The sequence below is a fragment of the Streptomyces sp. NPDC002776 genome (genome assembly GCF_053592195.1).
On record NZ_JBSFVG010000002.1, the window covers coordinates 527,635 to 541,248 of the forward strand.

The 13,614-nt window shown below is 72.4% G+C and carries 13 protein-coding genes and 1 pseudogene; 9 read left to right on the plus strand and 5 right to left on the minus strand.

Going from position 1 to position 13,614, the window contains the following annotated elements; translation table 11 throughout:
- The first annotated feature begins 125 nt into the window (after positions 1-125).
- From ACWD11_RS06540 to ACWD11_RS06555, 4 genes and pseudogenes are all read left to right on the plus strand, one after another.
- Entirely contained in the window at positions 126-1,178 is a 1,053-nt protein-coding gene (locus tag ACWD11_RS06540) for an endonuclease/exonuclease/phosphatase family protein (protein ID WP_389416381.1), read from the plus strand.
- 42 nt (positions 1,179-1,220) lie between these two features.
- Positions 1,221-1,495: pseudogene (locus ACWD11_RS06545) on the plus strand (MFS transporter); the annotation flags it as partial.
- 80 nt (positions 1,496-1,575) lie between these two features.
- Positions 1,576-2,598 (plus strand): ATP-binding cassette domain-containing protein, encoded by a 1,023-nt coding sequence (locus ACWD11_RS06550; protein ID WP_389416380.1) that lies wholly within the window; start codon positions 1,576-1,578, stop codon positions 2,596-2,598.
- Positions 2,595-3,404 (plus strand): ABC transporter permease, encoded by an 810-nt coding sequence (locus tag ACWD11_RS06555; protein WP_389416379.1) that lies wholly within the window; start codon positions 2,595-2,597, stop codon positions 3,402-3,404. The genes ACWD11_RS06550 and ACWD11_RS06555 overlap by 4 nt, the downstream gene beginning before the upstream one ends.
- A 3-nt stretch (positions 3,405-3,407) precedes the next feature.
- Here ACWD11_RS06555 and ACWD11_RS06560 read toward each other — a convergent pair whose 3' ends face one another.
- On the minus strand, positions 3,408-6,641 hold the full coding sequence (locus ACWD11_RS06560; protein WP_451281630.1) for a BTAD domain-containing putative transcriptional regulator: 3,234 nt from the start codon (positions 6,639-6,641) through the stop codon (positions 3,408-3,410).
- A 547-nt stretch (positions 6,642-7,188) separates the two neighbouring features.
- Positions 7,189-7,740, minus strand: coding sequence for a DUF6578 domain-containing protein (locus ACWD11_RS06565; RefSeq protein ID WP_451281632.1), 552 nt, complete (start codon positions 7,738-7,740; stop codon positions 7,189-7,191).
- Positions 7,741-7,847: 107 nt separating this feature from the next.
- On the opposite strand from ACWD11_RS06565, the gene ACWD11_RS06570 reads away from it, so the two are divergent.
- Positions 7,848-8,615, plus strand: a complete 768-nt coding sequence (locus ACWD11_RS06570) for a site-2 protease family protein (protein ID WP_451281634.1) — start codon at positions 7,848-7,850, stop codon at positions 8,613-8,615.
- Here ACWD11_RS06570 and ACWD11_RS06575 read toward each other — a convergent pair.
- Both ACWD11_RS06575 and npdG read right to left on the minus strand, forming a co-directional pair.
- On the minus strand, positions 8,600-8,779 hold the full coding sequence (locus ACWD11_RS06575) for a hypothetical protein (RefSeq protein ID WP_389416375.1): 180 nt from the start codon (positions 8,777-8,779) through the stop codon (positions 8,600-8,602). The two genes, ACWD11_RS06570 and ACWD11_RS06575, sit on opposite strands and share 16 nt — an antisense overlap.
- Before the next feature lie 60 nt (positions 8,780-8,839).
- A complete protein-coding gene (npdG, locus tag ACWD11_RS06580; RefSeq protein ID WP_389416374.1) occupies positions 8,840-9,547 on the minus strand; it encodes an NADPH-dependent F420 reductase in 708 nt (235 codons plus the stop codon).
- Between the two features lie 171 nt (positions 9,548-9,718).
- Here npdG and ACWD11_RS06585 point away from each other — a divergent pair, with 171 nt between their 5' ends.
- The gene (locus tag ACWD11_RS06585) at positions 9,719-10,339 is read left to right on the plus strand and encodes a hypothetical protein (RefSeq protein ID WP_451281636.1); all 621 of its coding nucleotides are present in this window, start codon (positions 9,719-9,721) and stop codon (positions 10,337-10,339) included.
- An 89-nt stretch (positions 10,340-10,428) separates the two neighbouring features.
- On the plus strand, positions 10,429-11,712 hold the full coding sequence (locus tag ACWD11_RS06590; RefSeq protein WP_451281638.1) for an MFS transporter: 1,284 nt from the start codon (positions 10,429-10,431) through the stop codon (positions 11,710-11,712).
- On the opposite strand, the gene ACWD11_RS06595 is transcribed toward ACWD11_RS06590, so the two are convergent.
- Entirely contained in the window at positions 11,713-11,940 is a 228-nt protein-coding gene (locus ACWD11_RS06595; protein WP_389416371.1) for a hypothetical protein, read from the minus strand.
- Positions 11,941-11,998: 58 nt separating this feature from the next.
- On the opposite strand from ACWD11_RS06595, the gene map reads away from it, so the two are divergent.
- On the plus strand, positions 11,999-12,856 hold the full coding sequence (gene map, locus ACWD11_RS06600; protein WP_389416370.1) for a type I methionyl aminopeptidase: 858 nt from the start codon (positions 11,999-12,001) through the stop codon (positions 12,854-12,856).
- Positions 12,857-12,966: 110 nt separating this feature from the next.
- On the plus strand, positions 12,967-13,614 hold the full coding sequence (locus tag ACWD11_RS06605) for a biliverdin-producing heme oxygenase (RefSeq protein ID WP_451281641.1): 648 nt from the start codon (positions 12,967-12,969) through the stop codon (positions 13,612-13,614).

The window sequence follows — 13,614 nt, forward strand, 5'->3', positions numbered from 1 at the left end:
GGAGCCGTCTTGTACGTCCTCGTGCCCGTACGGCCGTCATGGGACGGCAGGAAGAGAACCGATCATCCCCTAGGGTCGTAAGAGCGGGGGTTGAAGGTGTGCACGGCAGGCAGTGAGGCGACGGTATGGCGCAGCAGGCGTACATGACGGAGACGGACAGCGGCGGCTCGGGACCCGAGCGCCGGGGAAACCGGTTCCGGCGTCTGCTGGGGAGACTGGTGGCCGGCTGGCGCGGTGATCCGCGGATCTGGCGCCGGGGCATCGTCACGGCCGTGTTCGCGGTGCTGCTCGCCCTGGTCATGCTGCTGCACGCGCAGATCCCGAACGCCATCGGCAACCTGGGCAGCCTCACCGAGACCTTCCTGCCCTGGATCGGCGTGCTCGTCCCGCTGCTGGTGCTGGTGGCCCTGCTGCGTAAATCCGCGACCGCGCTGATCGCGGTGGTGCTGCCCGCGGTGGTGTGGCTGAACCTCTTCGGCGGGCTCCTCACCGACAAGACCTCCCCCGGCGGCGACCTCACGATCGCCACGCACAACGTCAACGCCGACAACACCGACCCGTCGGGCACCGCCCGCGACGTGGCCGCCTCCGGCGCGGACGTGGTGGCGCTGGAGGAGCTGACCGCGAGCGCGGTGCCGGTGTACGAGAAGGCGCTGGCGTCGACGTACCAGTACCACTCGGTGCAGGGCACGGTCGGGCTGTGGAGCAAGTACCCGCTGAGCGGGGTGAAGGCCGTGGACATCAAGCTGGGGTGGACCCGGGCCATGCGCGCGGCCGTCAGCACGCCGTCCGGGGAGATCGCGGTGTACGTCGCCCACCTGCCGTCGGTGCGGGTGAAGCTGGAGGCCGGGTTCACCGCCCGGCAGCGCGACAAGAGCGCGGACGCGCTGGGCGAGGCCATCGCCGCCGAGGAGCTGCCCCGCAGTGTGCTGCTCGGGGACCTCAACGGCACGATGAACGACCGCGCGCTGAACGCCGTCACCTCCCAGATGCGCTCCACGCAGGGCGCGGCGGGCACCGGGTTCGGGTTCAGCTGGCCGGCGTCGTTCCCGATGGCGCGGATCGACCAGATCCTGGTGAAGGGCATCGAGCCGATCACCTCCTGGACGCTGCCGGAGACCGGGAGCGATCACCTTCCGGTGGCCGCGCGTGTGAAGGTCGACACAACCGCCTCGTAGAAGCCGCTGGTCACCCGGGCGTAACCTCCAGGAATACTGGGCCAGAAGGCGTCGGCGGCCCCCTCCCTGGCCTCCTCGGCCAACCAGGCCGCCTTCAACCTGGCCAACGCCGGCGGCGCCTGGATCGGCGGCCTGGCCCTGACAGCGGGCCTCGGCGTCACCTCCCCCGCCCTCACGGGTGCCGCCCTGGCCGTCCTGGGCCTCGGTGTGGCAGGCACGGCCTCTACGCGGTGGACCGCCACCGCGTCCCCCACCCCACCCCCGAGCGCCTGATCGCCGGGCACCTGCCGCAGGAGACGGAGACCGTGCGGCCCTGAGGGGGTGCTTGTCGGCAGCCTGTAGGCGCCCGTCGGTCGCCTGTCGGTGGTTTGTCGGTGGGGGTTGGCAGGTTGGGGGCATGACGCGAATCGATGGGAAGGGCGGCGCCGGGCGTGCCGTCACCGTGCGGGGGCTGGTCAAGCACTACGGCGAGACCAAGGCGCTGGACGGAGTGGATCTGGACGTGCGGGAGGGCACCGTGATGGGGGTGCTCGGGCCCAACGGGGCCGGGAAGACCACCCTCGTGCGGATCCTGTCCACCCTGCTCGCGCCCGACTCCGGGCAGGCCACGGTGGCCGGGTACGACGTCGTACGGCAGCCCCGGCAGCTGCGCCGGGTGATCGGACTGACCGGGCAGTACGCCTCCGTGGACGAGAAGCTGCCGGGCTGGGAGAACCTGTACCTCATCGGGCGGCTGCTCGACCTGTCCCGGCGGGACGCCCGTGCGCGGGCGGACGAGCTGCTGGAGCGGTTCTCGCTGACCGACGCCGGGAAGCGGCCCGCCGCCACCTACTCCGGCGGTATGCGGCGGCGCCTCGACCTCGCCGCCTCGATGATCGGGCATCCGGCCGTGCTGTATCTGGACGAGCCGACCACCGGGCTCGATCCCCGCACCCGCAACGAGGTCTGGGCCGAGGTCAAGACCATGGTCGGCGACGGCGTCACCGTGCTGCTGACCACCCAGTACATGGAGGAGGCCGAGCAGCTCGCCGACGAGCTGACGGTCGTCGACCGGGGCAAGGTCATCGCCAAGGGCGGCATCGAGGAGCTGAAGGCGAAGGTCGGCGGGCGGACCCTGCGCGTACGCCCGGCCGATCCGCTGCAGCTGCGACCGCTCGCCTCCCACCTCGACGGCCTCGGCATCACCGGGCTCGCCACCACCACCGTCGACACCGACCGCGGCGCCCTGCTGGTGCCCATCCTCAGCGACGAGCAGCTCACCGCCGTCGTCGGCGCGGTGACCGCACGGGGCGTCACGCTCTCCTCCGTCACCACCGAACTGCCCAGCCTCGACGAGGTGTTCCTGTCCCTCACCGGCCACCGCGCCAGTGCCCCGCAGGACGCCGTACCCACCGACAACCGCGAGGAGGTCGCCGTATGAGCGCCACCACCGTCACCACGGCCGACGCCCGCATCCCGGTGCGCGGCCACCTCCGGCACACCGGCGCGCTCGTCCGGCGCAATCTGCTCTGGATCCGGCAGGACCCGGAGTCGATGGCCGACGCCGTGCTCTTCCCGATCGTCTTCACCCTGCTGTTCGTGTACGTCTTCGGCGGCTCCATCGGGCAGTCCCTGGGCGGCGGGCAGGAGGCGTACGTGCAGTACGTCGTGCCGGGCATGCTCGCCATGATGGGCATGACCATGGCGCAGGGGGTGGGCACCGGCTTCAACCAGGACTTCAACACCGGCGTCATGGACCGCTTCCGGTCGCTGCCGATCGGCCGCGGCTCGGTGCTGTTCGCGAAGATCGCCGTCGAGCTGCTGCGGATGCTGTTCGCCACCGCCGTCCTGATGATCGTGGCCCTGCTCGTGGGGTTCGACATCACCAGCTGGGCCGGACTGCTCGCCTCCGTGGCCCTGTCCGTGGCGTTCGGCTCGGCGCTGATGTGGGTCTTCCTCACCCTCGGCGTGGTGATGAAGAACGCCCAGTCCGTGCAGGCGATGGGCTTCCTGGTGCTGATGCCGCTCCAGTTCGGCTCGTCGATCTTCGCGCCGACCGAGTCGATGCCGGGCTGGCTGCAGAACTTCACCGACTACAACCCGCTGTCCGCCCTCGCCGACGCGGCCCGCGGACTGATGAACGGCGGTCCGGTCGCCCATGACCTGTGGCTGACGCTCGGCTGGTCGGTCCTGCTCACCGCGGTCATGGCGCCGATCGCCATCCACAAGTTCCGCACCAAGACCTGACGGTCACACCAGGGCGGCGGCCTCCTTCGCGGTGAGGTCGCCGCCCTCGGCGAACCCGGCCTCGTACGCCTCGTCGTCGAGGACCGCGCGCACCGCGGCCACCGCCCGGTCCCGGCACTCGCGTTCCAGCGTGGAGTTCCGGTGCCCCGGCGGCCACAGCGCCTCCGCGGCCCCGAGACAGCGGGCCGCGTCGAGCGGGGCGCTCGGGGCCAGCGCCACGGCGGCGATGACCAGGCACCCCGAGACCAGCTGCGGGGCCATGGCCTGCGACAGCGGATCGTCCGCCTGCTCCAGGGCGCGCCGCAGCTTCTCCCGGGCCTGGTCGTGGAGCCCGTCGGAGGCGTCCAGCCAGGCCTCCCCGCTGAGGATGAAGGCGTCGAAGACATGGAACTGGGCGAGGCCGAAGTCCTCGCGCAACAGCCGCATCTGCTCGCGGGCCTCGGCGGTACGGCCGGTGATGCTGAGCCAGCCGGCGAGGATGACCCGGCTGAACGGCATCGCCTCGCTGTGCCCGCCGTCCAGTCCGTCGATGACCTCCCGCAGCAGGCGTTCGCCCTCCTCGGGCTGCCCGCCCTCCAGCAGCGCGCCGGCCAGCCGGGCGGACAGGACGGCCTCCTGGGCGTGCGCGCCGAGGCGGCGGGCGTGTTCGACGGCCGCCTCGTAGTCGGCGGCGGCCTCCAGGAAGGCGCCCTTGCGCTCGCGGGCCTCGCCGCGCGCCGCCAGCGCCTCGGCGCTGCCCCAGGCGTCACCGAGCCGCCGGTAGATGGCCAGCGACTCGTCGGCGTCCTGGGCGGCGGCCGCCGCGCGGCCGGGGCGGTGGGCGAGGAGGTTGGCCCGCATCTGCAGGGTGGCGGCCAGTTCCCAGTCGTAGCCGGGGGTGCGGCGGCAGGTCTCCACGGCGGCGTCGAGGATCGTGCCGACCCGGTCGATGTCGCCGGTGAGCATCACGGCGAAGATCGCGAGCAGGCCGGGGCTGCGGCAGGTCTGCGGCAGGCCGGGCTCGTAGACCTCGGCGATGGTGCGCAGCTTCTGCTGGGCGGTCGGGTTCTGCCAGGCGGCGATCTCGGTGTCCATGCAGGCGAGATGGGCCAGATGGACCCCGCGCCGCGCCTCCGTCAGCACCTCGCCGGTGTACGGGGGCGGCTCCGCGGTGACGCGCCGCCAGACCGGCTCCGCCCGGCGCAGGGGCTCGGCGAACGGGTCGGGGCCGAGTGTCATCACCTCCGCGCACCAGCCGCGGGCCTCGATCCTGAGGTCGCGCATCTGCCAGTACCAGGCCAGCGACAGCACCAGGGTGACCGCCTCCTGCTCGTCGCGTTCGGCGACGGCGTGCCGCAGGGCGGTGCGCAGGTTCTCGTACTCCCGCTGGAGCCGTTCCACGGACTCCAGTTGGCGCGGGCCGCGCAGCAACGGGTCGGTGGTGCGGGCGAGTTCGCGGTAGTACGTCAGATGCGCGCGCTCGGCGCGGGGCCGCTGCCCGGCCTCGTCCAGGCGCTCGCCCGCGTACTCCGCGACGGTCTCCAGGAGCCGGTAGCGCATGGCGCCGTCGCCCGAAGGGGCGGCCACCACCAGGGATTTGTCGACGAGGGAGCCGAGCGCGTCGAGGGCGGCCGGTCCGCACACGGCCTCGGCGGCGGGCAGGTCGCAGCCGCCGGCGAACACGGACAGCCGGCTCAGGACCGCGCGTTCGTCCTCGTCGAGCAGGTCCCAGGACCAGTCGACGACTGCCCTGAGGGTCTGCTGGCGGGGCAGCACGGTCCGGCTGCCGGAGGTGAGCAGCCGGAAGCGGTCGTCGAGCCGGTCGGCGATCTGGCGGGGGGTGAGCATCCGCAGCCGGGCGGCGGCGAGTTCGATGGCCAGGGGCAGTCCGTCGAGGCGGCGGCAGATCTCGGCGCAGGCCTCGGGGTCGTCGTCGACGCTGAACCCGGGCCGGGCGGCGGCCCCGCGGTCGGCGAACAGCCGCAGCGCGTACGGCTGCGGCAGCGGCTCCACCGGCCGCAGCACCTCACCCGGTACGCCGAGGGGTTCGCGGCTGGTGGCCAGGACGGTCAGGCCGGGACAGCGGGCCAGCAGGTGGTCCGCGAGCCGGGCGGCGGCGTCGACGACATGTTCGCAGTTGTCGAGGACGATCAGCATGCGGCGCCGGGCGCAGTGCTCCACCAGCCGGTCGAGCGGGTCGTCGTGCCGGTCGGCGACGGCGCTGCGGAACTCCTCGGCACCGGCGCCGTACAGCACGGTCTCGCGGGCGCCCACGGCGGTCAGCACGGCCTCCGGTACGGCGGCCGGGTCGTCGACGGGTGCCAGCTCGGCCAGCCAGACCCCGTCGCGGGCGGTGTCCCGGAGCGTTTCGGCGGCCTCCTGCGACAGCCGGGTCTTGCCGGCGCCGCCGGGTCCGAGCAGCGTGACCAGCCGGGCGCGGCCGAGGTCCCCGCGGATGGCCTCGATGTCGGCTTCCCGGCCGACGAAGGAGGTGAGCCGGGCGCGCAGGTTGCCGGGTGTGGAGGGAGCCGCAGGTTTCAGCAACTCGGCGTGCAGTTCCCGCAGTTCGGCCCCGGGGTCGGATCCCAGCTGCTCGGCGAGGAGGTGTCGTACGTCGTCGTAGGCGGCCAGCGCCTCGGCGGCTCGGCCGGTGTCGCGCAGCGCGCGCAGGCGTAGTGCCTGCAGCGGCTCGTCGAGCGGATGGGTGTCGCACAGGGTGGTCAGTTCCGGCAGCGCGGTCTCGGCCTGGCCGAGCGCGAGGGCGGCGGTGTGCCGGGCGCGCAGGGCGTCCAGGCGCCGGGTCTCCCAGCGGGCGGCCTCGGCGGCGCGGTCGGGGAGGTCGGCGAGGGCGGGGCCGCGCCACAGGGCGAGGGCGTCGTCGAGGACGCCGGCGGCCTTGGCGGGGTCGCCGTCGGCGAGGGCGCGGATGCCGTCGGCGGTGAGCCGTTCAAAACGGTGCAGGTCGATGTCGTCGGGGCCGGCGGCCAGCCGGTACCCGCCGTCGACGGATTCGACGGCCTCGGCGCCGAGCACCCGGCGCAGCCGTCCGACGAGCGCCTGCAACGCCCCCGCGGCGTCGGCGGGCGGATCCGCGCCCCACACCTCGTCCACGAGCACCTGCACGGGCACGGCCCGTCCGCCCCGCAGAGCGAGCACACTGAGCAACGCCCGCAACCGCGCCCCACCGACCGGGAGGGGGGCGCCATCGGGGCGAAGGGCCTGAGTAGTACCGAGGATGCGATAGCGCACGGGGTCCATTGTCTCCGGTGGGCGGGGGGTGAGCGCGGGGCGGGCTGGGGGGCCGGGATCTCGGGGGTCACCGGCGGTCCGGCGGGCCTTGGTTCCTGGGCGTTCGGCGGCTCCGGATTCCTGGCGCTTCGGCGGCCCGGTTCCTGACGGTGCGACGGCCCCGGTTCCTGGCGGTGCGACGGCCCCGGTTCCTGGCGGTGCGACGGCTCCAGGCGGCCCGGCGGCTTTGGATTCCTGACAGTCCGAGATCCCCAGGGTCCTGGGGGCCCGTGACCCCAGGGTCCTGGGGGCCCGTGACCCCAGGGTCCTGGGGGCCCGTGACCCCAGAGCACCGGCGGCCCGGCAGTCCGGCGGCCCCAGGCTCCTGGACGGTCTGGTGGCTGCAGGATCCTGGCGACCAAGGCCCCCCAGAGCCACGGGTGGTCCGACGGCCCCCGGTTCCCGGACCGGTCTGGTGGCTGCAGGCGGCCCGACAGCCCCGGATTCCCGGCCCCCAAGACCCCCGAGCCACCCGCGGCCCGACGGACCCGGGATCCTTGCGGCCCAAGACTCGGGCTCACCCGTGCCCCGGGATCTCCAAGGTCACCAGTGCTCCCGTCTCTCTCCGCCCGCGGCCCGGGGTGGGTGGGTCGGGGTCGGTGAACCACTTCGGGCAGGTCTTCACCGGGCGCAGTGAACGCGTGCCCGGCACCGGATGCCAGGTGCGGGAACCTGGGTCGGTCTCGGCGTACTCCTGGCTCACCACCCGGAGGGCCCGTACCCGCCCCCGGGCCTCGGGCCACTCGCCGCCGTGCCGTTCCACCGTGAGCAGTCCGACCAGGCGGACCCAGTCGCCCGGCCGGTCCTCGCCGAGGGACTCCGGTGGCATGACGTCGACGGGGTCCTCGTGCAGGGCCACGGTCAGTCCCGTCTCCTCCCGGAGGACCCGGATGCCCTCCACGTCCGCCACCTCCCCGACGACCTTCGCCAGCTCGTCGTCCCAGTCGCCGTCCAGGAGGTCCCCGGAGTCGTTGAGCAGCAGCGGCCAGCTCACCTCGTCGCCGACGGAGAACGGTGTGCCGCAGCACTCCATCTGCCAGTCCGCGTAGAACACGTGCCAGATCCCCATCCCCCCCACCTTCTCCGGAACCAAGGCCGGCCCGCGAGACGTTTTCCCGGTGCGCCCGGTACGGTCGGGCGGCAGCACACCGCGTGCCGACCAGTTCAGGGAGCCGCATGACCGCCATCACCACCCGCCACAGCGACCGGCGGATGAGCCCCGTCTTCGTGGGCATCCTCGCTGTCACGGCGGTGACCGGCTGGGCCACCTGGACCGGGTTCGCCGAGCAGCCGGGGCTCGCCGTGTTCCTGTTCGTGACGGCGGCCTGGATCGTCTCCCTGTGCCTGCACGAGTACGCCCACGCGCGCACCGCCCTGCACAGCGGTGACATCACGGTCGGCGCGAAGGGCTACCTCACGCTGAACCCTCTGAAGTACACCCACGCCCTGCTGAGCATCGTCCTCCCCGTCCTCTTCGTGATCATGGGCGGGATCGGTCTGCCCGGCGGTGCCGTCTTCATCGAGCGCGGGCGGATCCAGGGGCGGTGGCGGCACAGCCTGATCTCGGCGGCGGGCCCGCTGACGAACCTGCTGTTCGCGGCCGTGTGCACGGCACCCTTCTGGCTCGGCGCGCTGGACGGCGTGCCCGACGACTTCCGGGTCGCGCTCGCCTTCCTCGCCCTGCTCCAGGTCACGGCGGCGATCCTGAACTTCCTGCCGGTCCCGGGCCTGGACGGCTACGGCGTCATCGAGCCCTGGCTGCCGTACAGCGTCCGGCGCCAGGTGGAGCCGTTCGCGCCGTTCGGGCTGCTGTTCGTGTTCGCGCTGCTGTGGCTGCCCGCGGTCAACAGCGGGTTCTTCGACCTGGTCGACGCGGTGCTGCGCGCCCTCGGGGTGAGCGAGCTGGAGACGGCGCTCGGCTGGGACCTCTACCGCTTCTGGTAGGCGGCGGCCTTCTGGCGCTTCAGGTAGTACCAGCACATGTTGGACGACAGCCCCGCCAGCAGCACCCAGACGATCCCCAGGAAGCTGCCCTGCACGAAGGAGACGACCGCGGCGGCCACCGCGAGGAGGCAGACGATCAGAGCGTAGAGGGCGAGGCGGGGCATGCGGGGGGCTCCTGTCGGGGGGACACTGCGGTACGACGACCTCCAGTGTCCCCCATCCCCTCATACGTCCGTGATGCGGAGCCCCGCGTGCGCCTTGTAGCGCCGGTTGACGGAGATCAGGTTGGCGACCAGGGACTCGACCTGGTGGGCGTTGCGCAGCCGCCCGGCGAAGATGCCGCGCATGCCGGGGATGCGGCCGGCCAGCGCCTGGACGGTCTCCACGTCCGCGCGCGCCTCGCCGAGGACCATCACATCGGTGTCGATCTCGTCGATCGCGGGGTCCTGGAGCAGCACCGCCGACAGATGGTGGAAGGCGGCCGTGACCCGGGAGTCCGGCAGCAGGGCCGCGGCCTGCTCGGCGGCGCTGCCCTCCTCCGGCTTCAGCGCGTAGGCGCCCTGCTTGTCGAAGCCGAGCGGGTTGACGCAGTCGACGACCAGCTTCCCGGCGAGTTCCTCGCGCAGCGACTCCAGGGTCTTGCCGTGGCCCTCCCACGGCACGGCGACGATCACGATGTCGCTGCGGCGGGCGCACTCGGCGTTGTCGGCGCCCTCGACACCGTGCCCGAGTTCCTCGGCGGCCGTCCGCGCGCGGTCCGCCGCGCGGGAACCGATGATCACCTTCTGGCCGGCCTTGGCGAGCCGGTAGGCCAGGCCCTTGCCCTGCGGCCCGGTCCCGCCGAGCACGCCGACGACGAGCCCGGAGACATCGGGAAGGTCCCAGGGGTCCTTGGCGGGGGCCTTCTGTGCAGCACTGTCGGTAGAGGTCATGGCCCGACTGTACGTCCGCGCCGACGGCCCCTCGGCCCAGGCCAGGAGCAGGTGAGCCGCGTCACGGGCACCCGCCGGAAGATGCCGACATGTCGTACCGCGTCCCCAGGTTGGGGGAATTCGGGGTGAACTGCCGGTCCCGGGTGGCCCGGTGCGGCAGGATGCGGGGCCATGGACGCCGTACGGGTCGCGCTGCTGCGTGAAGTGCTCGCCGGGACCGAGTGGTTGGGGGCCACGCGGAGGTTCGCGGGTGTGCTGCGGGGTTCGGTGGTCTCCCACGGCGGAGGGCTGTTGCTGGTCGGGACGCCGGAGTACGAGCCGTGGCATCTCGCGGCGCACCTGGTGGACGAGGCCGCGTGGTCGGGCACCCCGGAACTGACGCCGACGCTGGTACGGCATGACGCGCGCGCCGAGGATCCGGCGCATCTGGCGGTCGGGCTGGGGCGGCTCGCGGCGGCGCGGCGCGGGGAGACGCTGCTGGTGGTGTCGCCGCAGGGGCCGGACGCGGAATTGCTGGAGCGGGTGCACGACGCTCGGCGGGCCGGGGCGACGGTCCTGGCACTGAGCTCCGGCGACAGCGACAGCAACAGCAACGGCGATCTGACGACGATGGCGCACGAGTCGCTCGCGGTGCCGGAGGCCCCGGATCTGGACCTGGACACGGTGCAGCATCTGGTGAGCGCGGCGGCCGGGGAGAACTCCGTCCCCTCCCCCCGGGCCCGCCGTCGCTTCCGCGACCGCTTGTCGGCCCTGGCGGACCAGTTGACGGCACCGCCACCGGCGCGCTGGTGACCGACGCGGCGAAAAGCAGCCGCAGCGAGAAGTAGCCGAGGCGAAAAGAAGTTGCCCCGCTCCCTCCTCCCTGCCGAGCATGGCCTCTCGTGAGTTCCTTCCTTCCCGATCTGTCCCCCTGGCGGGCCTCCGCCGACTTCCGGCGGCTGTGGCTGTCGGGGCTGGTCTCCGGCTTCGGCAGTTTTCTGACGTTCGTGGCGCTGCCGGTGCAGGTCAAGGAGCTGACCGGCTCCGCGGCGGCCGTCGGGGCGATCGGCGCGGTGGAGGTCATCCCGCTGATCGTCTTCGGCCTGTACGGCGGGGCGCTCGCCGACTCGCTCGACAAGCGCGGCCTGATCATCTGGACCGAGGCGGGCCAGGGAGTGCTGAGCGTGGCGCTGCTGGTGAACGCCCTGCTGCCGGAGCCCGCCGTATGGCCGCTGTATGTCGTCGCGGCCCTCTCTTCGGCGCTGGTGTCCGTGCAGCGCCCGGCGCTGGACTCGCTGTGGCCGCGGATCGTGGCCCATGACCACCTCCCGGCCGCCGCCTCCCTGAACGCGCTGCGCTGGACGGTCGGCGGGGTCGCGGGCCCGGCGGTGGCGGGTGTGGTCGTGGCGTACGCGGGTCTGGGCTGGGCCTACGCCGCCGACCTGCTGACCTTCGTCGTGTCCGTCGTACTGATCCTCCCGCTCGCCTCCTCCCCCGCCGCGCACGAGGCCGCGAAGCCGTCGCTGAAGGCGATCGCGGAGGGCGCCCGGTACGCGTGGAGCCGCAAGGAACTCCTCGGCACCTATGCCATCGACCTGGCCGCGATGTTCCTGGCGATGCCGCTGGCGCTGCTGCCGTTCCTGGCGGACGAGCTGCACGCGGAGTGGGCGCTGGGGTTGATGTACGCGGCGCTGCCGCTCGGGTCGCTGCTGGTGAGCGTGACCAGCGGCTGGACCGGGCGGATCCATCGGCACGGGCGGATGGTGGTGCTGGCGGCCGCGCTGTGGGGCGTGGCGATCGCGGCCGCCGGGGTCGTGGGCAATGTCTGGCTGGTGCTGCTGTTCCTGACCGTGGCGGGCGGCTGCGACATGGTCAGCGGGATCTTCCGCGGGGTGATGTGGAACCAGACCATCCCGGACGAGCTGCGGGGGCGGCTCGCCGGGATCGAGTTGCTGTCGTACTCGGTCGGGCCGACGCTCGGCCAGGTCAGGTCGGGCGGTTTCGCCGCGTGGTGGGGCGTGCGGGCGTCGGTGTGGTCCGGTGGTCTGCTGTGCGCCGGGGCGGTGGGGCTGCTGGCGCTGTGCCTGCCGAAGCTGATGACGTACGACGCCCGGACGAGCGAGCACGCGAAGAGCGTGCGTGACCAGCGCACGGCGGCCCGGGCGTCGGCTCCGGCCGAGTCCTGATCAGGTGTCGTCGGCGCCCTTGGGGGCGTCGTGCCAGTTGGGGTCGTTCTCCCACTGGACGTTGCGCTCGCGGGCGGTCTCCATCGCGTGCTCGGCCTCCCTGCGGGAGGCGTACGGGCCGAAGCGGTCCTTGCCGGGGCAGTCCGGACCCTCCTCGACCTTCTTGTGCTCCAGGCAGTAGTACCACTCGCCCGGCTTTCCGACGGTGCGCTTCTTGAACAAGGCCATGACCAGCTCCTCTCGCCACGGACATGTTCCCCCACCGCGGCTCGTTAGACTCGCTGGCATGTCTGGCCAGTCGCTGCTCGTACCAGGGGAGCTGTCTCCCACCCGTTCCGTACCCGGAAACATCCGCCGTCCCGAGTACGTCGGCAAGCCCGCGCCGACGCCGTACTCGGGCCCGGAGGTGCAGACTCCGGAGACCATCGAGGCGATGCGTGTCGCCGGCCGGATCGCCGCGCGGGCGATGGCCGAGGCGGCGAAGCTGATCGCGCCCGGGGTCACCACCGACGCACTGGACAAGGTGGCGCACGAGTACATGTGCGACCACGGCGCCTACCCGTCGACGCTCGGCTACCGGGGCTTCCCGAAGTCGCTGTGCACCAGCCTCAACGAGGTGATCTGCCACGGCATCCCGGACTCCACGGTGCTGCGCGACGGCGACATCGTCAACCTCGACGTGACGGCGTACATCGGCGGGGTGCACGGCGACAACAACGCGACGTACCTGGTCGGGGAGGTGGACGAGGAGAGCCGCCTGCTGGTGGAGCGCACCCGCGAGTCCCTGAACCGCGCCATCAAGGCGGTCAAGCCTGGCCGCCAGATCAATGTCATCGGCCGGGTCATCGAGTCGTACGCCAAGCGCTTCGGCTACGGCGTGGTCCGCGACTTCACCGGCCACGGCATCAACTCGTCCTTCCACTCCGGCCTGATCATCCCGCACTACGACAGTCCGCACGCGACCACGGTCATCCAGCCCGGGATGACCTTCACGATCGAGCCGATGCTGACGCTGGGCACGCACGAGTACGACATGTGGGACGACGGCTGGACGGTCGTGACGAAGGACCGCAAGCGGACGGCGCAGTTCGAACACACGCTGGTGGTGACGGAGACCGGCGCGGAGATCCTCACGCTGCCGTAGCGACCCGGGAACCCGCCCCTGCTGGGGGCGGGTTTTTTCTTGTACGCTTTTACCGACAGCGCGTCGGCAACCTATTGACTTAGGTAAGCCTTACTCGGAGGATGTGCGGCATGGACTCCTTCTCGACCGTCATCCGCACCGCTTCGCACGAGCAGCACGTGGAGGCGGAGACCTCGACGTTCATGAGCGACCTGCTCGGCGGACACCTCGGCATCGACGCCTACGCGCGCTACACCGAGCAGCTGTGGTTCGTCTACGACGCACTCGAGAGCGAGGCCGGACGGCTGGCGTCCGATCCGGTGGCGGGGCCGTTCATCCAGCCGGAGCTGTTCCGGCTGCGCGCGCTGGAGAAGGACCTGGCGCATCTGCGGGGGCCCGAGTGGCGGGCGGGCGCATCGGCGCTTCCGGCGACGCGGGCGTACGCGGACCGGGTCCGCGAGTGCGCCCGGGAGTGGCCGGCGGGCTACATCGCCCACCACTACACCCGCTACCTCGGCGACCTCTCCGGCGGCCAGATCATCCGCGACAAGGCGGAGAAGACCTGGGGCTTCGAGAAGAAGGGCGACGGCGTCCGCTTCTACGTCTTCGAGGAGATCACCAACCCGGCGGCCTTCAAGCGGGGTTACCGGGAACTGCTGGACGCGGTCCGGGCGGACGACCTGGAGAAGCAGCGCGTGGTGGCCGAGTGCAAGCGGGCGTTCGCCCTGAACACGGCGGTCTTCCGGGCGCTGGGCGAGGAGTTCCCGCTCTCGGCGTGA

Coding starts and splice junctions, on each gene's coding strand:
- ACWD11_RS06540 (WP_389416381.1), top strand. CDS start 126: ATGGCGCAGCAGGCGTACATGACGGAGACGGACAGCGGCGGCTCGGGA.
- ACWD11_RS06550 (WP_389416380.1), top strand. CDS start 1,576: ATGACGCGAATCGATGGGAAGGGCGGCGCCGGGCGTGCCGTCACCGTG.
- ACWD11_RS06555 (WP_389416379.1), top strand. CDS start 2,595: ATGAGCGCCACCACCGTCACCACGGCCGACGCCCGCATCCCGGTGCGC.
- ACWD11_RS06560 (WP_451281630.1), bottom strand. CDS start 6,641: ATGGACCCCGTGCGCTATCGCATCCTCGGTACTACTCAGGCCCTTCGC.
- ACWD11_RS06565 (WP_451281632.1), bottom strand. CDS start 7,740: ATGGGGATCTGGCACGTGTTCTACGCGGACTGGCAGATGGAGTGCTGC.
- ACWD11_RS06570 (WP_451281634.1), top strand. CDS start 7,848: ATGACCGCCATCACCACCCGCCACAGCGACCGGCGGATGAGCCCCGTC.
- ACWD11_RS06575 (WP_389416375.1), bottom strand. CDS start 8,779: ATGCCCCGCCTCGCCCTCTACGCTCTGATCGTCTGCCTCCTCGCGGTG.
- npdG (WP_389416374.1), bottom strand. CDS start 9,547: ATGACCTCTACCGACAGTGCTGCACAGAAGGCCCCCGCCAAGGACCCC.
- ACWD11_RS06585 (WP_451281636.1), top strand. CDS start 9,719: ATGGACGCCGTACGGGTCGCGCTGCTGCGTGAAGTGCTCGCCGGGACC.
- ACWD11_RS06595 (WP_389416371.1), bottom strand. CDS start 11,940: ATGGCCTTGTTCAAGAAGCGCACCGTCGGAAAGCCGGGCGAGTGGTAC.
- map (WP_389416370.1), top strand. CDS start 11,999: ATGTCTGGCCAGTCGCTGCTCGTACCAGGGGAGCTGTCTCCCACCCGT.
- ACWD11_RS06605 (WP_451281641.1), top strand. CDS start 12,967: ATGGACTCCTTCTCGACCGTCATCCGCACCGCTTCGCACGAGCAGCAC.